This window comes from Curtobacterium sp. L3-7 (assembly GCF_048756585.1).
Taxonomy (GTDB): Bacteria; Actinomycetota; Actinomycetes; order Actinomycetales; family Microbacteriaceae; genus Curtobacterium.
The window spans coordinates 2,349,150-2,374,536 of record NZ_CP151474.1; the positions used below are offsets into that span (position 1 = coordinate 2,349,150).

Sequence of the window (25,387 nt, forward strand, 5' to 3'; positions counted from 1 at the left end):
AGCGGTTGCCTTTCAGGAGACGGTGAGGAGCTCGGCGCCACGTTCTGTGACGACGAGGGTCTGTTCGAACTGCGCGGTCCAGGACTTGTCGCGGGTGCTGACGGTCCAGTCGTCGGCCCAGATGTCCGCTTCGATGCCGCCGAGCGTGAGCATCGGCTCGATGGTGAACACCATGCCGGTCTCGATGACGGTGTCGTACTGGGGTGCGTCGTAGTGGGGGATGATCAGGCCGGAGTGGAACGCCCGGCCGACTCCGTGCCCGGTGTAGTCGCGGACGACGCCGTAGCCGAAGCGCTTCGCGTAGGACTCGATGGCGCGGCCGATGACGTTCACCTGCCGACCAGGGGCGACGGCCTTGATGCCGCGTTCCATCGCGATCCGCGTGCGTTCGACCAGGTCTGCGACCTCTGGCGCGGCCTGCCCGACGACGAACGTGCGGTTCGTGTCGCCGTGCATGCCGTCCTTGTACGCGGTGATGTCGATGTTCACGATGTCGCCGTCCTGCAGGACCGTGTCGTCCGGGATGCCGTGGCAGATGACCTCGTTGACCGACGAGCACAGCGACTTCGGGTAGCCCCGGTAGCCGAGCGTCGAGGGGTAGGCGCCGTGCGCGACGACGTACTCGTGCCCGATGCGGTCGAGCTCGTCGGTGGTGACACCGGGTCGGATCGCGGCGGCCACCGCGTCGATCGCCCGGGACGCGATGCGCCCGGCGGTGCGGATCAGCTCGATCTCGGACGCGGAGTACGTGTCGCCGAGCCCGTGCTCGTGGGGCTCGACCCTGCCGACGTACTCGGGGCGTTCGATGTCCTTCGGGACGGGCCGCTGGGGGGAGATGCGGCCGGCGGTCAGGTGTCCGTGTTCGTCCCGGGGCATGCGGACCACTCTAGCCGCGGCGGACGACGACCCGTGCCGCCCGTGCCGCGGACGGCGAGGGTACGTTTGGCGGCATGAGCGACGAGCGCATCGAGTCCCAGTGGTGGTTCAACGACAAGACCCACGCGGTCGAGCAGGGACCGCAGTCGCCGCAGCGCGACCGGATCGGCCCGTTCGAGACCCGCGAAGCGGCCGAACACGCGCTGGAGCGCATCAAGGCCAACAACGAGAAGTGGGACGACGAGGACGCGTGACGCGATCCGTCAGGGGCGGTACGTGATCGGCAGCCGCCGGTCACGACCGAACGCCATGCCGGAGATCTTCGGACCGATGGCGCCCTGCCGGCGCTTCCATTCGGACCGGTCGACCAGGCGGGTGACCTCGGCCACGGTGGCCGCGTCGAACCCACGCGCCACGATGTCCGCCGCGCCCTGCGCCTGCGTGACGTAGAGGTCGAGGATCGCGTCCAGGACCTCGTACGGCGGCAGGGAGTCCTGGTCCTCTTGCCCGTCGCGGAGTTCGGCCGACGGCGGCTTCGTGATCGAGTTCTCCGGGATCGGTCCGGTCTCGCCACGTGATGCGGCGACCGCGTTCCGCCACCGGGCGAGCTCCCACACCATCGTCTTCGGGACGTCCTTGATCGGGGCGAACCCGCCGACCGAGTCGCCGTAGATGGTGGAGTAGCCGACGGCGAGCTCGGTCTTGTTGCCCGTCGTCAGCACGAGGTGCCCGTCGAGGTTCGACAGTCCCATCAGGATGAGCGCACGGACCCGGGCCTGGATGTTCTCCGCCGCGAGCCCGGTGAGTGCGAGCTGCTCGTCGAAGGGAGCGACGAGGTCGGCGATCGGCTCGGTGCGGTACTGCAGGCCGAGCCGGGCGGCGACGTCGTCCGCGTCCGACCGCGAGTGGTCCGAAGACCACCGCGACGGCATCGAGACGCCGAACACGTTCGACGGGCCGATGGCGTCCACGGCGATGGCCGCGCACACCGCCGAGTCGATGCCGCCGGAGAGCCCGAGGACCACCGAGCGGAATCCGTTCTTCTGCACGTAGTCCCGGGTGCCGAGCACGAGCGCGTCCCAGATCGCGGCGGTGTCGTCCAGCGGTGCCGCGATGTCCGGGGGCAGCGCCGGGCGCCCGGGGAACTCGCCGGGCGTCGTGTTCGGCGTGTCCAGGACGATGCGCTGGACGTGGTCGGTCTCGACGGGGTCCGTGGCGGGTGCCGGGTCGACGTCGACGACGAGCAGGTGCTGCTCGAACTGCGGGGCCCTGGCGAGGATCGTGCCCTGCTCGTCCACCACGACGGAGTCGCCGTCGAAGACCAGGTCGTCCTGGCCGCCGACGATGTTCACGTACGCGACGATCGTGTCGGACTCGGTCGCACGACGGGTCACGAGCGGCAGCCGGACCTCGTCCTTGTCCGCGACCCACGGCGACGCGTTCACGACGAGCAGCAGCCCGGCGTCGGCGTCGAGCACCCGCGCGACCGGGCCGCCGTCGCGCCAGAGGTCCTCGCAGATGATGATCGCCACGTCGACGTCCGCGATCCTGGCCACGAGCAGGTCGTCACCGGGGATGAACACCCGGTACTCGTCGAACACCGAGTAGTTCGGCAGGTGGTACTTCGCGGTGGTGGCGACGACGCGTCCGTGCTGCAGGACGCTCGCGCAGTTCTTCGCGATCGCGGTCGGGGCAGTGCTGACGTCGACGGCCCGCGGCTCGAACGGCCCGTCCGGGTGCCCGACGACGACGGCGACGTCACCGAGCCCCTCGTCGGCGAGCCGTGCGGCGAGCGTGACCACCGCGGCACGCGCGGCCCGCAGGAACGACGGACGGGACGCGAGGTCCTCGATCGGGTAGCCGGAGATCGCCATCTCACCGACCGCGACGAAGTCGGCGCCCCGCGCGGCTGCGGAGCGGACGGCGTCGACGATCCCGGCGGTGTTCCTGGCGAACGCACCCACCACCGGATTCGTCTGGGCGAGTGCCAAGCGGAGACGGGGCATGACCACTAGCCTATTGACCACGGCCGTCGTACGGCCGTGGTGGAACGCGGAAAGGGCGTGCATGGACAAGCAGACGGACTTCGTGCTCCGCACCATCGAGGAGCGGGGCATCAAGTTCATCCGACTCTGGTTCACGGACGTCATCGGGACCCTCAAGTCGGTGGCGATCGCCCCGGCGGAGGTCGAGGGTGCGTTCGCCGAAGGGATCGGTTTCGACGGCTCCGCGATCGAGGGCCTCAGCCGCTCCTACGAAGCCGACGTGCTCGCACACCCTGACCCCTCGACGTTCCAGATCCTGCCGTGGCGCGGGGAGATCGACCCGACCGCGCGGATGTTCTGCGACATCGCGACGCCGGACGGCCAGCCAGCCGTCGCCGATCCCCGCAACGTCCTCAAGCGCACGCTGGCGCGGGCGAGCGAGCGCGGGTTCACGTTCTACACGCACCCCGAGATCGAGTTCTACCTGCTGAAGGACCGTGACTGGAAGGACGGCGGCCCGAAGCCGGTCGACCAGGCCGGCTACTTCGACAACGTCCCCGGCGGCAGCGCCCACGACTTCCGTCGCCGCGCCGTCCGCATGCTCGAGGACCTCGGCATCTCGGTGGAGTTCAGCCACCACGAAGCGGGCCCCGGCCAGAACGAGATCGACCTCCGCTACGCCGACGCGCTGACGATGGCGGACAACATCATGACGTTCCGCACCGTGGTGAAGGAAGTCGCGATCGAGCAGGGCGTCTACGCGACGTTCATGCCGAAGCCGATCTCCGGGCAGCCCGGCTCGGGCATGCACACGCACGTGTCGCTGTTCGAGGGCGACCAGAACGCGTTCTACGAGCCCGGCGGCGAGTACCAGCTGTCCCCGACGGCGAAGCAGTTCATCGCGGGCCTGCTCAGGCACGCGCCGGAGATCACGGCGGTCACGAACCAGTTCGTGAACTCGTACAAGCGGCTCTGGGGCGGCGACGAGGCCCCCTCGTTCGTCACGTGGGGCCACAACAACCGATCGGCCCTGGTCCGCGTCCCGCTGTACAAGCCGAACAAGGGCCAGTCGTCGCGGGTCGAGTACCGCGGCATCGACTCGGCGGCGAACCCGTACCTGGCGTACTCGCTCATCCTCGCCGCCGGACTCAAGGGCATCGAAGAGGGCTACGAGCTCCCGGCGGAGGCGGAGGACAACGTCTGGAGCCTCAGCGACTCCGAGCGCAAGGCCCTCGGGTACGCGCAGCTCCCGGCGAGCCTCGATCATGCGCTGTCGCTGATGGAGGACTCCGAGCTCGTCGCCGAGACGCTGGGCGAGCAGGTGTTCAACTACGTGCTCCTCAACAAGCGGCAGGAGTGGAAGCGGTACCGCGACCAGGTCACGCCGTTCGAGCTCGACACCAACCTGGGGATGCTCTAGCAGGAGATGACCGGCAGGACGAAGACGTCGCGTTCGGAGTTGGCCCGGCTGGGCTTCGCGGAGCTCTCCGAGACGCTCGAGCGTCTGGCCGACCTGGAGGCCCGGTTCGGCTCCGACATGCGGCTGCCGGTCAGCGAGCGGCCGGGGCTCTGGGAGTCCACGGCCGATCCCGACGGCGCGCTCCGGCGCATCGAACGCCTCATGGAGACCCACCCGGACGAGGTCAGGGCCGTCCTGGCGGACGACGACGCCACCGAGCTGTTCGTCCGCCTGCTCGGTGCCTCGGTCGGTCTGGGGGACTTCTTCCAGCGCCGACCCGCCGAGCTCGGACTGCTGCTCGACCCGGTCACCGCACCATGGTCGCAGCAGGAGTACACGGCGTCCCTGACCGAGGCGGTCGACGGCGGCACGGGTGAGGACGCCCGGCTGCGGCTCCGGGTGCGCTACCGACGGCACCTGGCGCAGATCGCCCTGTTCGACGTCCTGCACCCGTCCCCGACGAGCGCGTTCCCCGCCGTCGCCGCCGGGCTCGCCGACCTCGCGGGCGCTGCGCTCGACGTCGCCGTGGACGTCGCCAGGCGAGAGGTCCCTTTCCCCGAGGCCGACGTCGCCGCCACCCCGCTCGCCGTCATCGCGATGGGCAAGGCCGGTGCGCGCGAGCTCAACTACGTCAGCGACGTCGACGTCATCTTCGTGACCGAGGCGACGGACACTGTCGACACCGACAAGGCCGTCCGGATCTCCACCCGCATCGCGATCGCCGCGACGCACGTGATCACCGACCTCGCCGTCGAGCCAGCGCTGTGGGAGGTCGACGCCAACCTGCGGCCAGAGGGCAAGGACGGCGCGCTCGTCCGCACCCTCGACTCGCACGTGGCGTACTACGAGCGCTGGGCCAGGGAGTGGGAGTTCCAGGCGCTGCTGAAGGCCCGCGCGATCGCGGGCACGACGGACCTCGGGGAGCGCTACGTCGCGGCGGTCGCCCCGTTCGTGTGGAACTCGTCGAAGCGTCCCGGGTTCGTCGAGTCCGTGCAGCGCATGCGCGAGCGCGTGACCGACAACATCCCGGACGCCGAGGTCGACCGGCAGCTCAAGCTCGGACCCGGGGGCTTGCGCGACGTCGAGTTCACCGTGCAGCTCCTGCAGCTGGTGCACGGCCGCGACGACGAGAGCGTCCGCGTGCGCTCGACACTCGAGGCCATGGACGCGCTCACCGCGGCCGGGTACGTCGGACGACCGGAAGCCGCACGGTTCGGTCCCGACTACGCCCTGCTGCGGGTCCTCGAGCACCGGATCCAGCTGCGGCGGCTGCAGCGGACGCACATGATGCCCGCGGACGAGGACGAGCTCCGGGTCCTCGCGCGCTCGAGCGGCGTCGCGACGTCCGCGAGCGCGCTGGAGACCCGCTGGCGCGCCGTCAAGCTCGAGGTCCGCGGCCTGCACGAGCGGCTGTTCTACCGCCCGCTGCTCTCCGCCGTGGCCGCGTCCGACGGCGACATCGTCCTGACCAACGACCAGGCGCGGGACCGCCTCGGCGCGATCGGCTTCGTCGACCCGGACGGTGCGTTGGCGCACATCCGAGCGCTCACGCCTGGTACGTCGCGTCGTGCGACCATCCAGCGGAACCTGTTGCCGGTGCTGCTCCGGTGGATGGCGGAGGGCCCGGCACCCGATCGCGCGCTCCTGGCGTTCCGCCGGTTGAGCGACACCCTGGGGGAGTCCAGCTGGTTCCTGCGCATGCTCCGCGACTCGTCGGGCGCCGCGCACAGCCTGACGACCGTCCTGTCCGAGTCCGCGTTCCTGTCCGGGCTCCTCGAACGCTTCCCCGAGGCGGTGGCCTGGCTCGACGAACCCGAGTCGCTCCTGCAGCCGCGACCGATCGCGTCCCTGCTGTCCGAGGTGCGCGCGACCACGGCGCGGCACGGCGACGACGTGGCAGCGGCGTCGTCCCTGATCCGGTCGATCCGCCGGCGCGAGACGCTGCGGCTCGGGATGGCGGCCGCGCTCGGCAGGCTCGACGTCGACCAGCTCGGGCCCGCCCTCAGCGACATCACGGAAGCGACGCTGACCGGCGCGCTCGACCTGGCACGACGCGACGCTCCGGACGACCTGGAGTTCGGCATCATCGCGATGGGACGCTACGGCGGGCGCGAGCTCGGGTTCGGGTCGGACGCCGACGTCCTGTACGTCTACCGCGCGCCCGAGGGCACGGGTGAGACCGCCTCCCGTGCGGCACAGGTGATCGTCCGCGAGCTCAACCGCCTCACCGACGACGCCATCTACCCGTTCGACCTCGACATCGACCTGCGTCCGGAGGGCAAGAACGGCCCGGTGGTGCGCACCCTCGAGTCCTACGGCGCCTACTACGCCCGCTGGTCGCTCACGTGGGAGGCACAGGCGCTCCTCCGTGCCAGGGGTGCCGTCGGGGACGAGCAGCTCCTCCGCGACTTCGAGCACCTCGCCGACCGCACCAGGTACCCCGAGCACATCGAGGAGCGCGAGGTCCGCGAGGTCCGTCGCATCAAGGCCCGCGTGGAGTCCGAGCGGCTGCCCCGCGGTGCGGATCCCGCGCGCCACCTGAAGCTCGGTCGCGGGTCGCTCAGCGACGTGGAGTGGTTCGTCCAGCTCCTGCAGCTCCAGTACGCCCTCTCCGTGCCGGCGCTCCGCACGACGTCGACGCTCGACGCCCTGGACGGAGCCGTCGCCGAGGGACTCGTCGCGGCGGAGGACGGGGAACGTCTCGCCGCAGCGTGGCGGTTCGCGTCGAGGACCCGCAGCGCGCTCGTGCTGTGGTCGGGCAAGACCACTGACGTGCTCCCGGTCGACCGCATCCAGCTCGAGGGTGTCGCGCGGTTGATGGAGTACCCGCCGGGGTCGGCGACGCAGCTCGAAGAGGACTACCTCGGCGTCACCCGACGTGCCCGACAGGTGTTCGAGCGCGAGTTCTACGGCGCCTGACCTTCGCCCGACACGCCCGGGATGTCGATCTCGTCGTGAAGGTGACATGTCGTCGGAGGTTAATTCCTCGTGTCGCAGGTCGTCCCCCGAAATCGGACGTCCCGTACCCCGCTCAGCAACCGATGTCGCGCCGTTACCGAGCTGTGACGAAGCGTTCGGAAGACCGCAGCGCGCCGTGCGGGGTCGGCTCGTGAGCCGCCCGGTGACCATGCTCTGAACTGGGCTTTCGCGGGGACGCGATCCGGGCCTCCCGTCTGCTCGTCCACCCGGTCGGGGTGACCGGTGGGGTGAAAGCAGTCCGCACATGTGCTGACAGCAACCGAGGGGACAGGAGGAGTGCGCCCGGTGGGGGACTTCGGTGTACCCCGTAACGTGCTCGTAACGCCCCCGGACGGGGGTCACGTTGCAACGGTCGCCTCGGAGATGCGTCAATGGGTCTCACCCGAACCGACCCCCGATTTCCCGATGGCGCGGAATCACCACCCCGAACGTTGAAGCAGGGATCGATGTTCACCTTCATTCTGCAGATCAGGCAGATGGTCGACGGACACCCCGAGTTCTACCTCTTCGCCGTGTACTCCGCGGTGATCTGGTTGCTCTGGTTGCTCAAGGTCGTCCTGTCCGCCCGTTACCGCCCCTTCACCGGCACCTACGTCGGGACGACGAGCGTCGTCGTCCCCGTCGTGGACGAGCCACTCGACCTCTTCCGGGACGTCATCGGCCGCATGGTCGAGCAGCGCCCCGGCGAGATCATCGTCGTGATCAACGGCAAGAGGAACGAAGCGCTCGAGGAGGTCTGCGACGAGTTCGCCCCACTCGTCCGCTGGACCCACACGCCGATCCCCGGCAAGCGCAACGCCGTAAAGGTCGGCACCGAGATGTCGAACGGGGACATCACCGTCCTCGTCGACTCGGACACGGTGTGGACCCCAGGCACGCTCGAGGAGCTCCTCAGGCCGTTCGCCGACGAGTCCGTGGGCGGTGTCACCACCCGGCAGCGCATCCTCGAGCCCGAGCGCTCGTGGATCACCCGTTGGGCGGACTGGCTCGAGAACTCGCGTGCGCTCTACTCGATGCCCGCACAGAGTGTCCTCGGACAGATCGGCTGCCTGCCAGGCCGCACGATCGCGTTCCGCCGGAACATCCTGATGCGCGTCATGGACCGCTTCATGCACGAGAAGTTCATGGGCGTCTTCCTCGAGGTCTCGGACGACCGCACGCTGACGAACCTCACCCTCAAGGAGGGCTACCGGACCGTCTACCAGTACACGTCGCTCGTGTACACGGACGCTCCGCTGCAGGTGAAGAAGCTCTTCAAGCAGCAGCTCCGCTGGGCCCGTGGCTCGCAGTACAACACGCTGCGCATGATGCCGTGGATGCTCGGTCACGCACCCGTGCTGGCGCTGTTCTTCATCACCGACATCATCCTGCCGTTCATGCTCTTCGGCGTGATCGCCGGCTGGATCTACCGCGCGCTCACCGGTCAGGGAGAGAACCTCTACCAGGGGATCCTGCACCAGTACGGGTTCTCGACTGGCTTCATCTACGTCGCGGCACTCATGGTCGTGTCCAGCGTCCTGAGCATGGCGATCCGGCAGATGCGGCACCTCGCCGAGAAGCCGAGCGACTTCTTCCGGCTGCCGATGTTCATCATCGTGTCGACGTTCTTCCTCATGCCGATCCGCCTCATCGGCTTCTTCCGGCTCGCCCACGCCAGCGGCTGGGGGACCCGTGCCGGTGCCTACGCCGGTGGTCCGATGGAGACCGACCCGGCGCAGCCGCAGGCCGTCGCCACCCAGACGCCGGTCAGCCCGATCGACCGTGCCGCCGGGTACACGACCGCGGACGCCGGGGCGCATGTCGCGCTGACCGACGACCAGCTGGCGGCGGACCGGGCGTTCGACGACCTCTTCGGGCCGAACGCACGTGGGCTCGACGGGCTCGACGTCACCACCAACTCGACCTCGACGGTCCTGGCGACCCGGCGTTCGGCGGCTGCCGCGGCAGCGCCGACGGCTCCGGCCGCAGCGGCGAAGCCCACCAAGGTCCGTCGGTACAACCCCTACGCGGCGATCCCGTACTGCATCGGGATCGCGATCTTCGCCCTGGAGGCTCTCACCATTGTCTGACCTCTTCCGTTCCACCAGTTCGTGGTGGGCTCCATCGAGCAAGCACGCCAAGCGCACGGCCGTCGGGACGACCGCGATCGTGGTGGCGCTCGGCCTCATCACGTGGTCCGTGTGGATCTCACCGTCCAGCCCGGTCTCGACCGCCGTGCACCATGCCCTCGGCGTCAAGACCTCCCAGGAGAAGGCCGTCGACGCCGAGGCGCTGCAGGCCAAGCTGACCGCGGCGCAGAAGCAGATCTGGAAGCTCGAGGGGCAGCTCAAGTCCTCGACCGCCCAGTCCGGCTCCCGCGGTGACCAGGTCGCGCAGCTCAAGGCGCAGATCGCCTCGCTGCAGTCCGAGCTCGGGTCTGCGAAGGCACAGGCGGCAGCCGGGTCGAAGTCCGGTTCCGGGTCGACCGGGTCCGGCTCGTCCGGTTCCGGCTCCTCGGGCTCCTCCGGGTCCGGCACCCACAACGCCTCGACCGGCCACGGCGTCACGAACCCGAACACCGGCCCCTCGAAGGACCCGAACCCGACGACCCCGGTCGCGGTCCCGTCCAAGGCAGACATCCTGAACCAGCCCACGCGCTGGTACGGCCTCTACACCGCGCAGTCGCCCTTCAACTGGTCCGAGTACGACCAGGTGTCCCAGCAGGTCGGCAAGGCCACGAACATGGTCGGGTTCTTCCAGGGCTTCGACCAGGACTTCAACGCCAACGCCGTCCAGCGTTCGTGGGCCAACGGTCGCCTGCCGATGATGACGTGGGAGTCTGCCCCCGCGCAGACCGGCAACGACGAGAAGTACGTCGCCGGCTACACCAACCAGGACATCATCTCCGGCAAGTTCGACGCCTACCTGACCAAGTACGCCCAGGCGCTCAAGGCGAACGGGCAACCGATGGTCATCCGTCTCGACCACGAGATGAACGGCTCTTGGTACAACTGGTCCGAGGGCGATGCCCAGCAGAACGCCGCCGGTTCCTACGTGAAGATGTGGCAGCACGTGCACGACGTGTTCCAGGCCAACGGCGCGAACGACTACGTGGTGTGGAACTGGGCGCCGAGCCGCATCGACAAGCTCGGCAACGCCAAGTACCAGACGCTCGACTACATGAAGAACTACTACCCGGGCGCTGACTACGTCGACTGGGTGGGCATGTCCGGCTACTACCGCACCGCCTCGGAGACCCCGTCCTTCGCGAACACCTTCGGTGCGACCGTCGGGCAGCTCCGTCAGGTGGCACCCGGGAAGAAGATCCTCCTCAGTGAGATCGGCGCCACCGAGACCGGCACGACCGTGTCCAACGGGCAGAAGTCGAAGTGGATCACGTCCCTGTTCGACGCGCTGGCCGATCCCGCGAACGACGACATCATCGGCTTCTCGTACTTCAGCGAGACCGCCACCACCGTCGTCGACGGTGTCCGCTCGACCAACGACTGGCGACTCAACTCGCGCTCCGACAGCCTCCAGGCCTTCGTGGACGGCATCAAGCGCACCGACATCGACTTCGACCTGCAGGAGGTAACCCAGTGAGTGCTCCCAAGAAGAACGCGGACAGCCGCCCGGCCCCCGTCATCAGCGTCATCGGCACCGGCTACCTCGGTGCCACCCACGCGGCCGCCATGGCCGAGATGGGCTTCGAGACCATCGGCGTGGACGTCGACCCCGCCAAGCTCGCGGCGCTGTCCGCCGGCGAGGTCCCGTTCTACGAGCCCGGGCTGCCCGAGCTCATCACGAAGCACGTCGCGAGCGGCAAGCTCCGGTTCACGGCGGACATCGCCGAGGCCGTGGCAGCTGCCGACGTCCACTTCGTGTGCGTCGGCACCCCGCAGAAGGCCGGCTCGCACGCCGCGAACCTCGCCTACGTCGAGAGCGCCACGCGTGGCGTCGCGGAGAACCTCACCCACCCCGGCCTGATCGTCGGCAAGTCGACCGTCCCCGTCGGCACCGCAGCGCGGCTCCGTGGCATCGTCCGCGAGTTCACGCCGAGCGGGATCACCGCCGAACTCATCTGGAACCCGGAGTTCCTCCGCGAGGGCAAGGCCGTCGAGGACACGCTCCACCCGGACCGACTGGTCTGGGGTGGCGCGTCCGCTGCGGCCGACGCCGTCATCCGCGAGGTCTACGCCGCACCGATCAGCGAGGGCACCCCGGTCATCACGACGGACCTCGCCACCGCCGAGCTCGTCAAGGTCAGCGCGAACGCGTTCCTGGCCACGAAGATCTCGTTCATCAACGCGATCTCCGAGATGTGCGCCATCACCGGTGCCGACGTCACGACGCTCGCGGACGCCCTCGGGCACGACGCCCGCATCGGTCGCAAGTTCCTGAACGCCGGGCTCGGCTTCGGGGGCGGCTGCCTGCCGAAGGACATCCGTGCGCTCATGTACCGCGCGAACGAGATCGGTGCCGGGCAGGTCGTCGGCCTCATGCAGCAGGTCGACGAGATCAACATGGGCCAGCGTCAGCGGGTCATCGACATGGCGATCGACTCCGCCGGCGGCTCGGTCCTGAACCGTCGCATCGCGGTCATCGGCGCGGCGTTCAAGCCCCTCACCGACGACGTGCGGGACTCGCCGGCGCTCAACGTCGCCGCCGCGCTGCACCTCCGTGGCGCTCAGGTCACGCTGTGGGACCCCGAGGCGATGGACACGGCCAAGCGGTCGTTCCCGACGCTCAGCTACACCGCGTCGATGCCCGAGGCACTCGAGGGTGCTGACATCGTGCTCGTGCTCACCGAGTGGGACGACATCATCGGTGCAGACCCCGGGGCGCTCGGCGAGCTCGTCGGACGCAAGGTCGTCATCGATGCGCGCAACTGCCTCCCGGTCGAGAACTGGGTCAAGGCGGGCTGGACCGTCCGTTCCCTGGGACGGCCCACTCCGATCGCGGGTGCACCCGTGAGCGTCGCCGCGGGGACGAACGACACGTTGGCCACGAGCCGGTAGTCGCCGCAGCAGACGGGGTCCGTGCCGGGGCGGCACGGGCCCCGTTTCGCGCGTAGGAGGTCGAAACGTGCGTAGGAGGCCAGAACTCCGGGCCACCTACGCGCGTTTCCGCTTTCCAGTGCGGCCGCCATGGGTGGAAACGCGACAGCCTGGAGGCCCGGTGCCGGTCCGGCGGGCTGGCACCGGGCCTCCAGGCTGGATGCGTCCACGGCGCCTGCGAGGCTCGGACGCCACGCGGAAGGGCCCCGCACCTGACGGTGCGGGGCCCTTGTGTGGCAGGTCAGACGCACGTGCGCACAGCGCGAGTGCCTGACGAGCAGAACTCAGACGCCCGTGCGCACAGCGCGAGTGCCTGACGAGCAGAACTCAGACGCCCGTGCGCACAGCGCGAGTGCCTGACGAGCAGAACTCAGACGCCGAAGTACAGCTCGTACTCGAACGGGTGCGGACGCTGCGCGAGCGGGAGGATCTCGTTCTCGCGCTTGTAGTCGATCCAGGTCTGGATGAGGTCCTCGGTGAAGACGTTGCCCTTCGTGAGGAACTCGTGGTCGGCCTCGAGTGCGTCGAGCGCCTCGTCGAGCGAGCCGGGGACCTGGGGGATGCCCTTGGCCTCCTCCGGGGGGAGCTCGTAGAGGTCCTTGTCGACCGGCTCGTGCGGCTCGATGCGGTTCTGGATGCCGTCGAGGCCCGCCATGAGCTGCGCCGCGAAGGCGAGGTACGGGTTGCCGGAGGCGTCGGGCGCGCGGAACTCGATGCGCTTGGCCTTCGGGTTGGTGCCCGTGATCGGGATGCGGATCGCCGCCGAGCGGTTGCCGGCCGAGTAGACCAGGTTGACCGGCGCCTCGAAGCCCTTCACCAGACGGTGGTAGGAGTTGATCGACGGGTTCGTGAACGCGAGCAGCGCCGAGGCGTGCTTCAGGATGCCGCCGATGTACCAGCGCGCCACGTCGGAGAGACCGCCGTAGCCGTTCTCGTCGTAGAACAGCGGCTTGCCGTCGTTCCAGAGCGACTGGTGGGTGTGCATGCCGGACCCGTTGTCACCGAAGAGCGGCTTCGGCATGAACGTGGCGACCTTGCCCCACTGGTCGGCCGTGTTCTTGACGATGTACTTGAACTTCAGGATGTCGTCCGCGGCGTGGACCATCGTGTCGAACTTGTAGTTGATCTCCTGCTGGCCGCCGGTGCCCACCTCGTGGTGCGAGCGCTCGAGCTCGAAGCCCGCCTCGATCAGCTTGAGGGTGATGTCGTCGCGGAGGTCAGCGGTCTTGTCGACCGGGGACACCGGGAAGTAGCCGCCCTTGTACGGGGTCTTGTTGGCGAGGTTGCCGCCTTCTTCCTCGCGGCCGGTGTTCCAGGCGCCCTCTTCGGAGTCGACCGAGTAGAAGGACTTGTTCTGCGTGACCGAGTAGCGGACGTCGTCGAAGATGTAGAACTCTGCCTCGGGGGCGAAGAACGCGGTGTCCGCGATGCCCGTCGACGCGAGGTACTTCTCCGCCTTCTTGGCGACCTGGCGCGGGTCGCGGCCGTAGATCTCGCCGTTCCGCGGGTTGTAGATGTCGAAGATCATGATCAGCGTGCGCTCGGCGCGGAACTGGTCGATGTACGCCGTCGTCACATCAGGGATGAGCTGCATGTCGGACTCGTGGATCGACGCGAAGCCGCGGATCGAGGAGCCGTCGAAGAGCTGACCGACCGAGAAGAAGTCCTCGTCGACCGTGGAAGCCGGGATGTTGAAGTGCTGCTGCACGCCGGGCAGGTCGGTGAATCGGATGTCGAGGAACTTGACGTCCGTGTCCTTGATGAAGGCCAGGACCTCGGAGGAATCGCTGAACATGTGTGTCGATCTCCTGGGGTTTGAGTGATGTGGAGGTGCAGCGGGTGCACTCTCCGACGAGGCTATTGACACGGGGTTTCCCGGACGTGACTGCGTTGTTTCCGGCGTGTTACGCGCCTGCTGTCGCCTACCCTTGGAGCATGGCCCGTTCCACTCCGTCCTCGTCAGCCGCCGCCGCAAACGGTGCGGGGGACTGGCCGGGCAAGGTCCTGGGGCTGCCGGAATCCGGGCCCCGCTCGATGGGCGGGTTCGGTCGGCGGCTCGGTGGGCTCGCGATCGACTGGGCGCTCGCATCGGTCATCTCGCTCGCGATCGGGACGTACGGCGCGGCGGGCAACTTCGTGACCCTCGGGATCTTCGCGGTGCTGCAGGTGCTGTTCATCGCGCTGCTGTCCGGCTCGTTCGGGCACGTGTGCGTCGGGCTCCGGGTCGTCCCGATCCGTGGGGGCTACGTCGGGGTCTGGCGCCCGGTGGTCCGCACGGTGCTGCTGTGCGTCGTGATCCCGGTCCTCATCCACGCGAAGGACGGTCGACCCCTGCACGACGCCGCGGCCGGCACGGTGCTCGTCCGACGCTGACTCGCGCTGACCGGAGCGCTGCGGTGCGCCGTGCCGCGTCACGCTGCGGTGCGCCGCGCTCCGGTCTGCCCCGTCGCGTCCTGCCGTGGTCGATGGGTCACGACATGCCGCCGGTTCGACGTCGATCGGTCACAAGCCGTCGGGCCGGGTACGCGCGACCAACCACTTGCGACCGATCGACGAACGTGAGCGGGGTGTTTTGACCGATCGCCGGGTGCCGGAGCGGGTGCCGGGTGCCGACGCGGGCGCGGGTGCGGCTGCCGGGTGCCGGTGCCGGTGCGCGTGTGGCACCGCGCCGAGGAGGGTTGGTGGGCGACACCTCGCTGACGAAGGGCGGTCCGTGATCGCGCTGCACGCCTCCACACGCAGAACGCCCCCGGCCGCTGCGGCCGGGGGCGTTCGTGGTGCGACTCAGCGCGGGCGACCGGCGCGGACCCGAGTCGGGTCGATGCCCTTCGGGATCGCGGACGCCGGGTTCTGCGTGAGCGAGTCGAGACGGTTCGCGACCGCGAGGACCTCGTTGCGGTTGAGCGACTTCTTGAACTTGTTCATCGCGCGGGGGAGCTTGTGCAGGGTCACGGCGTCCTTGCCGTCGCCGACGTGGACGACGTGGATCGGGACGTTCGGCACGATGCGCTGGACCTTGCGACGCTCTTCGTCGACCTGGCGCGTCAGGTTGCCGAGCTGGCCCTCGGTGATGAGCACGACGCCAGGGGTACCGACGGCACGGTAGACGGCGGCCTGCGAACGACCGTGGACCGCGACGGGCATCTCGCTGGAGCGCCACTGGCGACGGAGGGAGTTCGAGAGCACGGCGCCGACAGCACCCGGCTGCCCGTCGATCTGCGAGTACGCGGCGCGTTCCGCCAGACGCCCGAGGACGATGAGGAACAGCAGCACACCGAGGAGCACCCCGGCGACGATCCACAGGACGACCGCGAGCCAGTTCTGCCCAGGCAACAGGAGTGCGAGCAGCACACCGAGCACGACGGGCACGACGAACGCCGCTGCGAACCACCAGATCGACGTCGGGTCTGCCCGACGCGTCATCTGGAAGACCTGGAACATCTGCTTGAGACGCCCCGGCTCCTTCGCCTTCGTGTCCGTCGAACTGCTGCGTGCCATGCTCCCAGGATACGGCCTGACGGGCTTCCCGTGGACCGCCCGTGATCAGGCTGTGGGCGAACGGGGTTCTCCACAGACGCCCGGAACCGGCCTGGAGGCCCGTCCCGCCTCCGCGACGCTGGTCACCATGGACGCGATCACGCTGGAACACTGGTGGACCGGACCCGACTCCGGTCCCTTCGCGACGTGGGTCGCCGACCGCTCCGCGGCCAACCCGGTCCACTGTGTCCGCGTCACCGAGGTCGGTCGCGGCGCCGACGGGCGGCTCGTCGTGCACACCGGGCCCGTCCGCGGGGCTCCGCTGCCCGATGCGCTGGATCGGATCGGGCAGCCGACCGTGGGCGTCGCGGTGACGCTCACGGTGCCGTTGCTCGACCTCGTCGTGGACGCCGTCTCCGGGGCCATCGTGCTCGGGGTCGCGCGCGCGGACGACGTCCTCGTGGACGACGCCGGTGCCACCGTGCTCGTCGACCATCCGCCGGACGCCGTGGACCTGATCGGCAGTGGGATCGTCCGGACATCGGAGACCGCGGGCGCGACCGCGCTCCTGCACGCGGCGCGTGCGGTCTGGGAGCGGGTCGACCCACGCGCACCCTGTCGTGCGGTCCTCGACGCCGCGATGGCGGAGGCGATCGGCGGGGGTGTCGCAGAAGCCCGGGAGCTGTTGCGCGTCGTCAGGAGCGCGGCGGCGCCCCGACCGGTGCGATGGGACCCGCCCCGTGACGACTTCGACTTCGTCGAGCCCACCCCGCCGCCGGGTGACGACGTGGTCGCGCGTCTCCGCGGGTGGATCGTCGACGGCGTCCCGGTACCAGGCGGCGGGAAGCTCCCGGTGCGGCGGGTGGTCGTCGGACTCGTGGTCGCGACCGGTCTCGCCGTGGCCGGTGTGTTCGCGGTCTCGAGCCCGTGAGCGGACAGCGCGCGAGGCGACCGCACACGAACGCCGACGGCCCCGGCTCCCACGAGGGGAGACGGGGCCGTCGTTCGGGCCGGAGCCGCGGGTCAGTACCCGAGGTTCGGACCGAAGTTGCCCTCTTCGAGACGGTTCTTCACCGCGACGAGGTACCGCGAGGCGTCCGCACCGTCGATGATCCGGTGGTCGTACGACAGCGCCAGGTACACGAACGAACGGATCGCGATGGCCTCTTGCCCGTCGACCTTCACGACCGCCGGGCGCTTCGTGACGATGCCGGTGCCGAGGATGGCCGACTGCGGGAGGAACACGACCGGGGTGTCGAACAGCGCGCCGCGCGAACCGGTGTTGGTCAGCGTGAACGTGCCGCCAGCGAGCTCGTCGGGCTTGAGCTGGTTGTTCCGCGTGCGCTCGGCGAGGTCCGCGATCGACTGCGAGAACTGCGCCAGGTTCAGCGACGCGGCGTCCTTGATCACGGGGGTGAGCAGTCCGCGCTCGGTGTCGACCGCGATCGACACGTTCTCGGTCTCCGGGTAGACGATCTCCTCGCCCTCCACCGTGGAGTTGATCTTCGGGTGCGCCTTCAGCGCCTCGGACGCCGCCAGGGCGAAGAACGGCATGAAGGAGAGCTTCGAACCCGTCTTCTCGAGGAACTGCGCCTTGTTGGCGTCCCGGAACTGGGCCACCTTCGTGACGTCCACCTCGACGACGCTGGTGAGCTGCGCGGTCGAGGTCATCGACTGCACGGCGCGCTCGGCGACGACCTTGCGGAGGCGGGTCATCTTCTCCCGGGTGCCACGCAGCGGCGAGACCTCTGCGACGAACGGGCCGGACGCGGCAGCGGGTGCTCCCGAGCCACCGGCTGCCGGAGCGGCCGAGACGGCGGCGAGCACGTCCTCCTTGCGGATGCGACCGCCGACACCGGTGCCGGTGACGGTGGACAGGTCGACGCCCTGCTCGTTCGCGAGCTTGCGGACGAGCGGCGTGACGTAGCCGGAGGCGGCACCCGTCTGCGTCGGGTTGGGGACCGCAGCGGAGGCGGTGGGCGCGCTGGCGACCGCGGCGGCCGGAGCCGGGACGGCTGCAGGCGGGGCCGGAGCTGCCGCGGGCGGCGGGACCGGAGCGGCCTGGGGGACCGGGGCTGCTGCGGGCGGCGCTGCCGGGGCCGCCGGAGCGGCGGGCTGCGTCTGACCGGCGGGGGCCGGCTCGGGCTCGGTCGGCTGCGGAGCGGGCGTCTCGGACTCCTGCTCGGTACTCGGGGCGGCCTCGGGCTCGGCCTCCTCGGCAGCTTCCTCGTTCGACTCGGACGAGCCGGCGTCGGACGAGCCGGCGTCGGACGCGCCACCGTCGGACGAGCCGTCGCCGATCTTGACCAGCGCGGTGCCGACCTCGACGGTCTCGTCTTCCTGGACGAGGATCTCCTCGACGACGCCGGCGATCGGCGACGGGATCTCGGTGTCGACCTTGTCGGTCGAGACCTCGAGCAGCGGCTCGTCGACCTCGACCCGGTCACCGACGTTCTTCAGCCATCGGGTCACCGTGCCCTCGGTGACGCTCTCGCCGAGCGCCGGGAGGTTGACGGATTCGCTCATCGGTGGGACTCCTCTTCGCAGGGGTGGTTCGTGGTGGTTGGTGTCGTTGTCACGGTGCGCGCGCTCACAGTGCGTGGAGCGGCTTGCCCGCGAGGTGCAGGAACGCCTCGCCGAGCGCTTCGTTCTGCGTCGGGTGCGCGTGGATGAGCGGGGCGACGTCCTCGGGGTGCGCCTCCCAGTTCACGGCGAGCTGTGCCTCACCGATGAGCTCGCCGACTCGGGCGCCGATCATGCTGACGCCGACGACGGGGCCGTCGACGACGCGGACGACCTTGATCGAGCCGGAGGTGCCGATGATGTGGCTCTTGCCGTTGCCCGCGAGGTTGTACTCGTACGAGTCCACCTTGTCGGCGCCGTACTCGGCCTCGGCCTTGGCCTGCGAGAGTCCGACGGACGCGACCTCGGGGTCGGAGTACGTGATCTTCGGGATGTTCTTGTCCTCGATGATGACCGGGTTCAGGCCGGCGATCTCCTCGGCGACGAAGATGCCCTGCTGGAACCCGCGGTGGGCGAGCTGCAGGCCGGGGACGATGTCGCCCACGGCGTAGACGTTCGGCAGGTTGGTCGCGAGGCGCTCGTTCGTGGTGACGAAGCCACGGTCCATCGTGACGCCGACCTCGTCGAAGCCGACGTTCTGCGTGACGGGGCCACGGCCGACGGCGACCAGGAGCACGTCACCGTCGAAGGTCTTGCCGTCCTCGAGGGTGACGACGACACCGTTCTCGTGCTGCTCGACACCCTGGAAGCGGACACCGAGCGAGAACTCGATGCCGCGCTTGCGGAAGGCCCGCTCGAGCTGCTTCGACATCGACTCGTCCTCGGCCGGGATGAGGTGGGGGAGCGCCTCGACGATGGTGACCTCGGCGCCGAAGGACTTCCAGACGCTCGCGAACTCGACGCCGATCACGCCGCCGCCGAGGATGACGACCTTGTTCGGGACGTAGTCCATGCGGAGCGCGGTCTCGGAGGTGATCACGCGGCCGCCGATCTCGAGCCCGGGGAGGGACTTCGAGTAGGAGCCGGTCGCGAGGACGACGTTCTTGCCCGTGATGGTGTGGTCGCCGACCTGCACGGTGTTCTGCGAGGTGAGCTTGCCCCAGCCCTCGACCACGGTGATGCCGCGGGCCTTGATGAGGCCCTGCAGACCCTTGTACTTCGAGTTGATGACGCCCTGCTGGTACTCGATGACCTTCGGGACCTCGACACCGGCGAACTCGGCGATGACGCCGTACTTCTCGGCCTCACGGGTGCCGTCGGCGATCTCGGCCGCGTGCAGGAGGGCCTTCGTCGGGATGCAGCCGCGGTGCAGGCACGTCCCTCCGAGCTTGTCCCCCTCGATGAGCGCGACGCTCATGCCGAGCTCGGCCGACCGCAGCGCTGCGGCGTACCCGCCGCTGCCGCCACCGAGGACCACGACGTCGTAAGTCTGTTCCGTCACCTGGTGCAACTCCCTCGTGCGTGTGAGCCCGGGCCCGGTTCTGGTGGGTTCGAGCCCGTGCATGGACACCGCGGCGGCGGTGCCCGACGGTCGGACCGCATGGTTCCGGTCCCGTCCCGTCCGTTCCGACGGGGGACGCGCAGAACACGCCCGCCCCGCCGGAACCAAACCTACTACTTGGACTGGAGCTCTTCTGCGAGTGCGATGAGTGTCCGGACCATGACGCCGGTGGCGCCCTTGCCGAGCCACCCGTAGCCGCCGCCCTTGTTCTCGGACGGGCCGGCGATGTCGAGGTGCGCCCACGGCACGTCCCCCTCGACGAACCGCTCGAGGAACTTGCCGGCGAGGAGCATGCCGCCCGCCGGGTTGCCGACCGTGGCGTTCACCATGTCGGCGACCTCGCTGGCGAGTCGCGCGTCGAGTTCCTCGGGGAGCGGCATCGGCCAGATCGGCTCCGCGACGGACGCCGCGACCGCCTGCAGCTGCGCGACGAGCGCGTCGGTGCCCATCAGGCCGGTGGTCCGGTCGCCGAGTGCGACGACCTGCGCGCCGGTGAGCGTGGCGATGTCGACGACGGCGTCCGGCTGCTCGAGCGTGGCGGCGACGAGACCGTCACCGAGGACGAGGCGGCCCTCGGCGTCGGTGTTGGTCACCTCGACCGTCTTGCCGTTCTTGAGCGTGAGCACGTCACCGGGGCGGGTGGCCGAACCGGACGGCATGTTCTCGGCGAGGCAGAGCCAGGCCGTCACCTTGACGTCGAGGCCCAGGCGCGCGGCCGCGACGGTGGTGGCGAGCACGGTGGCTGCACCGGTCATGTCGGTCTTCATGCCGAGCATCGAGGCTGCGGGCTTCAGGGAGAGGCCGCCGGAGTCGAACGTGATGCCCTTGCCGACGAGCGCGAGGTGCTTCGACGCGGTCGACGGCGCGTACCGGACGACGACGAGTCGCGGCGGACGGACGGACCCCGCGCCGACGCCGAGGATGCCGCCGAAGCCCTGCTCGGCCAGCGCGGTCTCGTCGAGGACCTCGACGGTGAGCGGCAGGTCCTCGGCGAACGACGCAGCGACGTCTGCCACCTCGGACGGGCCGAGATCGCCCGCCGTGGTGTTGACGAGGTCGCGGACCAGCGCGGCCGCGTCGGCGACGATCGCCGGACGGACGGCGGCATCGGCCGGTGCCGCCGTGGCCAGCACGGTGATCGACTGGTCGCCACGCTGCGGTCCGGTCGTCCCCGTGCCCTTGTGCCGGGTGAAGGAGTACGCGCCGAGCGCAGCGCCCTCCAACGCGGCGGCGACGAGCTCGTCGGTGTCGGTCGGCAGCGCGAGCACGATCGACGACGCATGGGGGAGCTGGCGGACGGCGCTGCCCGCTGCGGCGCGGACGGCCGCGGCGTCGGTGCCGGAACCGAGACCGACGAGCGCGATGCTCGACGCCTCGACACCGGTCGCGGGGATGCGGACGAGCTGGTCCTTGGAACCCGTCGCGCCGATCGCGGCGAGGTCGAGCCCGTCGAGTGCGGCGACCGCACCCGTGGTGGGCGACACGACGGTCGCAGGAGCGCCGTCGGTGCCCGGACGGACGCCGACGACGAGCACGTCGGCGGCGATCGAGGAGGGGGATGAACTGTCGGTGGAGAGCGTCGGTCGGACCATGCTCCAACCCTATCCACGCGGTGTTCGCTGTCGGCGTGGGTTGCACGGCAGGTGTGGACGAACCGCCCGCCTAGCATGGGGACGGTGAACCACCCCGAGGACCTCTACACGTTCGACGAGTCCGCCCCGACGGTGCCGGCAGGCCTGCACCTCGTCGCCGGGCTCACCGGGTTCGCGGACGCCGGTTCGGCCGTCGCCCAGGTGACGACGTCGATCCTCGAGCGGCTGGACACCCGCCTGGTCGCGGAGTTCGACCCAGACGTCCTGCTCGACTGGCGCGCGCGTCGGCCGGTCATCACCTTCGAACACGACCACATCAGCGACGTGGAACCGCCGCGCCTCGCCCTGCACCTCGTGCGTGACGAGCTCGGCCAGCCCTTCCTCTTCCTCTCCGGGTACGAGCCGGACTTCCAGTGGAACCGGTTCGTGCGCGCGGTCACCGAACTCGCCGCCGAGCTCCGGGTCGTCGACACCACGTGGGTGCAGTCGATCCCGATGCCGGTGCCGCACACCCGGCCGATCAGCCTGACGGTGTCCGGCACGCGGGCGGACCTCATCGAGTCGATGAGCGTCTGGAAGCCGCAGACGCAGGCGCCGGCGAACGTGCTGCACCTCGTCGAGCACCGGCTGACCGAGCTCGACCAGCAGGTCACCGGCCTCGTCCTCCTCGTCCCGCACTACCTGTCCGACACCGAGTTCCCGGACGCGGCCGTCGCGGCGCTGTCCGGCATCTCCGCGTCGACGGGGCTGATCTTCCCGACGGACGCCCTCCGCGAGGAAGGGCGCGAGTTCATCGCGCGGGTGGACGAGCAGGTGGCGGGCAACGCCGAGTTGCAGCGCCTGGTCAGTGCGCTCGAGGAGCGTCACGACACCTACATGGAGGGCAACTCCGTCTCGTCGCCGCTGACCAACGTCGACGGCGAGGTGCCGACGGCGGACTCGATCGCGGCAGAGCTCGAACGCTTCCTGGCGGACCGTCGCGTCGACGGCGACGCGAGCGAGGACTGAGACCGGACCAGATGCGGTCCGCGACGGACGTCGCAATCGTGCACCGGTCCTCCCGTCCGGCCTGGAGGCTGTGCGCCCGTCGGGCGCGCATCGCGCGTTCTCCACAGCCCGTCCTGGCGGCGGGGCCGCGCCGATAGCCTGGTCGGGTGAACTCCCGCCGTGCCTTCGTCGTCTGGGGCGTCGCGGTGCTCGCGTACGTCCTGGCGGTCGTCCAGCGGTCCTCGCTGGGCGTGTCCGGCGTCGACGCGCAGGACCGCTTCGCGGTCTCCGCCGCGGTCCTCTCCACGCTCGCGGTCGTCCAGATCGCCGTCTACGCGGGGCTGCAGATCCCGGTCGGGATCGCGCTCGACCGCATCGGCCCGCGCCGACTCGTCCTGCTCGGGGCGCTGCTCCTCGTCGTGGGGCAGGCGATCGTGGCGGTCTCACCGACGATCGGGCCGGCGATCGTCGGCAGGGTGTTCGTCGGTGCGGGGGACGCGATGACCTTCATCTCGGTGATCCGACTGCTCCCGATGTGGTTCAGCGGGCGCATCCTGCCGCAGATCTCGCAGTGGACGGGCAACCTCGGGCAGGTCGGGCAGATCGCCTCCGCGTTCCCGTTCGCCCTGCTCCTGCACACCGCCGGGTGGTCGATCGCGTTCGGTGTCGCCGCGGCCGCCAGCGCAGTCGGGCTGGTCCTGGCGTTCGTCTTCGTCCGGAACGGACCCGTGCCGGTGCGCACCGACACGATCCCGCTGCCGCACTCGTGGGGCGGCGCGTTCCGGACGTTCGGGCACGCGCTCCGTCGACCGGGTACGCAGCTCGGCTTCTGGTCGCACTACGTCACGCAGTCCTCCGGCACCGTCTTCAGCCTGCTCTGGGGCGTCCCGATGCTCCGGGGACTCGGCTACTCCGCGACCGAGGCAGCTGCGTTCCTGACCGTCATCGTCGTCGTGGGGTTCGTCGTCGGTCCGATCCTCGGCGTGCTGTGCGCCCGGTTCCCGTTCCGCAGGTCGAACCTGGTGCTCGGCGTGGTCGTCGTGCTCGGTGTGGTGTGGACCGCGGTGCTGCTCTGGCCCGACCACCCGCCGACGTGGCTGCTCGTCCTGCTCGTCGTGGCGATGGGCATCGGTGGGCCAGGGTCCCTGATCGGCTTCGACTTCGCGCGGTCGTTCAACCCGATGGGCTCACTGGGTTCGGCGAACGGCGTCGTGAACGTCGGCGGCTTCCTGGCGGCCTTCGTGATGATGTTCCTGATCGGCACCCTGCTCGACGCCGTCTCGCGGGTCACGGGCGACACGGTCTTCGCGTGGTCGAACTTCAGGATCGCCCTCACCGTGCAGTACGTCGTGGTCGGGATCGGCGTGGGGATGCTGTTGCACGCCCGTCGACGGACCCGCGCGGTGATGCACGCCGAGGACGGAATACGGGTGGCCCCGCTGTGGGTTGCACTGGTTGCACGCCTGCGGAAGCGGACCGTGCAATAATGAACCCGGACCCGTTCGGGTCCCCCGTGTACAGGTGCTCTTCCGGAGCGCCGGATTCGCTGGGGGACTTGACATGGGTCCTAGTGCTGCCCGGAGAGGCAGTGCCGCCAGGAACGACTGAGCCGGCGACGCGGGGGACTGCGGCGCAAGCCCTGAGCGGCGAGGGGCGCCACGACCCCAGGAACGTGGCACGAGGAGAGAGGTGATCGCATGGCTGCCCGGAGCACGACGATCGATCCCACGAAGGACAACGCCGACACGGTGGACCAGGCTGCGGCCGAGGACACCGACGGAACCGCTGCGCCCAAGAAGGCTGCGGCGAAGAAGGCCCCCGCCAAGAAGGCGCCCGCGAAGAAGGCGGCGGCCAAGAAGCCGGCGACCAAGAAGGCCGCTGACGACGACGTCGAGGACGAGGAGACCGTCGAACCGGTCGACGTGGACGAGACCGAGGACGACGCCGAGGAGAAGCCGGCGACCGCCGCGGCCGAAGCCGCCAACGCGGTCGCAGCCGGGGCGCTCGTCATCTCGCAGTCCGACGACGACGAAGCGCCGGTCTACTCGACCACGATCACGGGTGCGACCGCCGACCCGGTCAAGGACTACCTGAAGCAGATCGGCAAGGTCGCGCTCCTCAACGCGGAGCAGGAGGTCGAGCTCGCGATGCGCATCGAGGCCGGCCTGTTCGCCGAGGACAAGCTGCAGCACTCGACGGGCCTGTCGAAGCCGGAAGAGCGCGAGCTCCGCTGGGTCGCTCGTGACGGTCAGCGCGCGAAGTCGCACCTGCTCGGCGCGAACCTGCGTCTCGTCGTCTCCCTCGCCAAGCGCTACACCGGTCGTGGCATGCAGTTCCTCGACCTGATCCAGGAAGGCAACCTCGGCCTCATCCGTGCGGTCGAGAAGTTCGACTACACCAAGGGCTTCAAGTTCTCGACCTACGCGACGTGGTGGATCCGCCAGGCGATCACCCGCGCCATGGCCGACCAGGCCCGCACCATCCGCATCCCGGTGCACATGGTCGAGGTCATCAACAAGCTCGCGCGCGTCCAGCGGCAGATGCTGCAGGACCTGGGTCGCGAACCCACTCCGGAAGAACTCGCCCGCGAGCTCGACATGACCCCGGAGAAGGTCGTCGAGGTCCAGAAGTACGGCCGCGAGCCGATCTCGCTGCACACCCCGCTGGGTGAAGACGGCGACTCGGAGTTCGGTGACCTCATCGAGGACACCGAGGCGGTCGTCCCGGCCGACGCGGTGGGCTTCACGATGCTGCAGAAGCAGCTCGAGAGCCTCCTCGACTCCCTGTCAGAGCGCGAAGCCGGTGTCATCCGGATGCGCTTCGGTCTCGGTGACGGCCAGCCGAAGACGCTCGACCAGATCGGTGACACGTTCGGCGTGACGCGTGAGCGCATCCGCCAGATCGAGTCCAAGACGATGGCGAAGCTCCGCCACCCGTCGCGGTCGCAGTCGCTGCGCGACTACCTCGAGTAG

At 69.6% G+C, this 25,387-nt stretch carries 18 protein-coding genes; 11 read left to right on the plus strand and 7 right to left on the minus strand.

Features of this window, described 5'->3' with window-relative positions:
- Positions 1-12: 12 nt before the first annotated feature.
- Entirely contained in the window at positions 13-876 is an 864-nt protein-coding gene (gene map, locus AAEP80_RS11460) for a type I methionyl aminopeptidase (RefSeq protein WP_281264369.1), read from the minus strand.
- Between the two features lie 74 nt (positions 877-950).
- Here map and AAEP80_RS11465 point away from each other — a divergent pair, with 74 nt between their 5' ends.
- Positions 951-1,130 carry an SPOR domain-containing protein gene (locus AAEP80_RS11465; protein WP_281264370.1) on the plus strand — a complete coding sequence of 60 codons (180 nt, stop codon included), beginning with the start codon at positions 951-953 and terminating at the stop codon, positions 1,128-1,130.
- Between the two features lie 9 nt (positions 1,131-1,139).
- On the opposite strand, the gene AAEP80_RS11470 is transcribed toward AAEP80_RS11465, so the two are convergent.
- A complete protein-coding gene (locus tag AAEP80_RS11470) occupies positions 1,140-2,882 on the minus strand; it encodes an NAD+ synthase (RefSeq protein WP_420364505.1) in 1,743 nt (580 codons plus the stop codon).
- A 61-nt stretch (positions 2,883-2,943) separates the two neighbouring features.
- On the opposite strand from AAEP80_RS11470, the gene glnA (AAEP80_RS11475) reads away from it, so the two are divergent.
- From glnA (AAEP80_RS11475) to AAEP80_RS11495, 5 genes are all read left to right on the plus strand, one after another.
- On the plus strand, positions 2,944-4,281 hold the full coding sequence (gene glnA / locus AAEP80_RS11475) for a type I glutamate--ammonia ligase (RefSeq protein WP_420364506.1): 1,338 nt from the start codon (positions 2,944-2,946) through the stop codon (positions 4,279-4,281).
- 6 nt (positions 4,282-4,287) lie between these two features.
- On the plus strand, positions 4,288-7,239 hold the full coding sequence (locus AAEP80_RS11480) for a bifunctional [glutamine synthetase] adenylyltransferase/[glutamine synthetase]-adenylyl-L-tyrosine phosphorylase (protein ID WP_420364507.1): 2,952 nt from the start codon (positions 4,288-4,290) through the stop codon (positions 7,237-7,239).
- Between the two features lie 506 nt (positions 7,240-7,745).
- Complete coding sequence (locus tag AAEP80_RS11485) at positions 7,746-9,368, plus strand: glycosyltransferase family 2 protein (RefSeq protein WP_420364508.1); 1,623 nt, start codon at positions 7,746-7,748, stop codon at positions 9,366-9,368.
- On the plus strand, positions 9,361-10,881 hold the full coding sequence (locus AAEP80_RS11490) for a glycosyl hydrolase (protein WP_402728583.1): 1,521 nt from the start codon (positions 9,361-9,363) through the stop codon (positions 10,879-10,881). Before AAEP80_RS11485 ends, AAEP80_RS11490 begins: the two co-directional genes overlap by 8 nt.
- Positions 10,878-12,296, plus strand: a complete 1,419-nt coding sequence (locus AAEP80_RS11495) for a UDP-glucose dehydrogenase family protein (protein WP_420364509.1) — start codon at positions 10,878-10,880, stop codon at positions 12,294-12,296. Before AAEP80_RS11490 ends, AAEP80_RS11495 begins: the two co-directional genes overlap by 4 nt.
- A gap of 409 nt (positions 12,297-12,705) precedes the next feature.
- On the opposite strand, the gene glnA (AAEP80_RS11500) is transcribed toward AAEP80_RS11495, so the two are convergent.
- Entirely contained in the window at positions 12,706-14,130 is a 1,425-nt protein-coding gene (glnA, locus tag AAEP80_RS11500; RefSeq protein WP_413602062.1) for a type I glutamate--ammonia ligase, read from the minus strand.
- Positions 14,131-14,270: 140 nt separating this feature from the next.
- Between glnA (AAEP80_RS11500) and AAEP80_RS11505 the strand changes: the two genes are divergently transcribed.
- Positions 14,271-14,708, plus strand: coding sequence for an RDD family protein (locus tag AAEP80_RS11505; protein ID WP_420364510.1), 438 nt, complete (start codon positions 14,271-14,273; stop codon positions 14,706-14,708).
- Between the two features lie 411 nt (positions 14,709-15,119).
- On the opposite strand, the gene AAEP80_RS11510 is transcribed toward AAEP80_RS11505, so the two are convergent.
- Positions 15,120-15,833 carry a DUF4191 domain-containing protein gene (locus AAEP80_RS11510; RefSeq protein WP_281264379.1) on the minus strand — a complete coding sequence of 238 codons (714 nt, stop codon included), beginning with the start codon at positions 15,831-15,833 and terminating at the stop codon, positions 15,120-15,122.
- 127 nt (positions 15,834-15,960) lie between these two features.
- Here AAEP80_RS11510 and AAEP80_RS11515 point away from each other — a divergent pair, with 127 nt between their 5' ends.
- Positions 15,961-16,743 carry a hypothetical protein gene (locus AAEP80_RS11515; protein WP_420364511.1) on the plus strand — a complete coding sequence of 261 codons (783 nt, stop codon included), beginning with the start codon at positions 15,961-15,963 and terminating at the stop codon, positions 16,741-16,743.
- Between the two features lie 92 nt (positions 16,744-16,835).
- Here the strand turns inward: AAEP80_RS11515 and sucB are convergent, their stop codons facing one another.
- The 3 genes from sucB to AAEP80_RS11530 form a co-directional block, all read right to left on the minus strand.
- The gene (sucB, locus tag AAEP80_RS11520; protein WP_420364512.1) at positions 16,836-18,338 is read right to left on the minus strand and encodes a 2-oxoglutarate dehydrogenase, E2 component, dihydrolipoamide succinyltransferase; all 1,503 of its coding nucleotides are present in this window, start codon (positions 18,336-18,338) and stop codon (positions 16,836-16,838) included.
- Positions 18,339-18,402: 64 nt separating this feature from the next.
- Complete coding sequence (gene lpdA / locus AAEP80_RS11525; RefSeq protein WP_420364513.1) at positions 18,403-19,776, minus strand: dihydrolipoyl dehydrogenase; 1,374 nt, start codon at positions 19,774-19,776, stop codon at positions 18,403-18,405.
- A 173-nt stretch (positions 19,777-19,949) separates the two neighbouring features.
- A complete protein-coding gene (locus AAEP80_RS11530) occupies positions 19,950-21,428 on the minus strand; it encodes a leucyl aminopeptidase (protein WP_420364514.1) in 1,479 nt (492 codons plus the stop codon).
- A 75-nt stretch (positions 21,429-21,503) separates the two neighbouring features.
- Between AAEP80_RS11530 and AAEP80_RS11535 the strand changes: the two genes are divergently transcribed.
- From AAEP80_RS11535 to AAEP80_RS11545, 3 genes are all read left to right on the plus strand, one after another.
- Complete coding sequence (locus tag AAEP80_RS11535; RefSeq protein WP_281264383.1) at positions 21,504-22,436, plus strand: proteasome assembly chaperone family protein; 933 nt, start codon at positions 21,504-21,506, stop codon at positions 22,434-22,436.
- A gap of 146 nt (positions 22,437-22,582) precedes the next feature.
- Positions 22,583-23,902, plus strand: coding sequence for an MFS transporter (locus tag AAEP80_RS11540; RefSeq protein WP_281264384.1), 1,320 nt, complete (start codon positions 22,583-22,585; stop codon positions 23,900-23,902).
- Positions 23,903-24,112: 210 nt separating this feature from the next.
- Positions 24,113-25,387, plus strand: a complete 1,275-nt coding sequence (locus AAEP80_RS11545) for an RNA polymerase sigma factor (RefSeq protein ID WP_402728590.1) — start codon at positions 24,113-24,115, stop codon at positions 25,385-25,387.

Excerpts from the sequence above, each read along its gene's own strand:
- sucB (WP_420364512.1), bottom strand. The coding sequence starts at position 18,338 with ATGAGCGAATCCGTCAACCTCCCGGCGCTCGGCGAGAGCGTCACCGAG.
- AAEP80_RS11530 (WP_420364514.1), bottom strand. The coding sequence starts at position 21,428 with ATGGTCCGACCGACGCTCTCCACCGACAGTTCATCCCCCTCCTCGATC.
- AAEP80_RS11480 (WP_420364507.1), top strand. The coding sequence starts at position 4,288 with ATGACCGGCAGGACGAAGACGTCGCGTTCGGAGTTGGCCCGGCTGGGC.
- AAEP80_RS11470 (WP_420364505.1), bottom strand. The coding sequence starts at position 2,882 with ATGCCCCGTCTCCGCTTGGCACTCGCCCAGACGAATCCGGTGGTGGGT.
- AAEP80_RS11515 (WP_420364511.1), top strand. The coding sequence starts at position 15,961 with ATGGACGCGATCACGCTGGAACACTGGTGGACCGGACCCGACTCCGGT.
- AAEP80_RS11510 (WP_281264379.1), bottom strand. The coding sequence starts at position 15,833 with ATGGCACGCAGCAGTTCGACGGACACGAAGGCGAAGGAGCCGGGGCGT.
- AAEP80_RS11465 (WP_281264370.1), top strand. The coding sequence starts at position 951 with ATGAGCGACGAGCGCATCGAGTCCCAGTGGTGGTTCAACGACAAGACC.
- glnA (WP_420364506.1), top strand. The coding sequence starts at position 2,944 with ATGGACAAGCAGACGGACTTCGTGCTCCGCACCATCGAGGAGCGGGGC.
- AAEP80_RS11545 (WP_402728590.1), top strand. The coding sequence starts at position 24,113 with ATGGCTGCCCGGAGCACGACGATCGATCCCACGAAGGACAACGCCGAC.
- map (WP_281264369.1), bottom strand. The coding sequence starts at position 876 with ATGCCCCGGGACGAACACGGACACCTGACCGCCGGCCGCATCTCCCCC.
- AAEP80_RS11535 (WP_281264383.1), top strand. The coding sequence starts at position 21,504 with ATGGGGACGGTGAACCACCCCGAGGACCTCTACACGTTCGACGAGTCC.
- AAEP80_RS11505 (WP_420364510.1), top strand. The coding sequence starts at position 14,271 with ATGGCCCGTTCCACTCCGTCCTCGTCAGCCGCCGCCGCAAACGGTGCG.
- glnA (WP_413602062.1), bottom strand. The coding sequence starts at position 14,130 with ATGTTCAGCGATTCCTCCGAGGTCCTGGCCTTCATCAAGGACACGGAC.
- AAEP80_RS11485 (WP_420364508.1), top strand. The coding sequence starts at position 7,746 with ATGTTCACCTTCATTCTGCAGATCAGGCAGATGGTCGACGGACACCCC.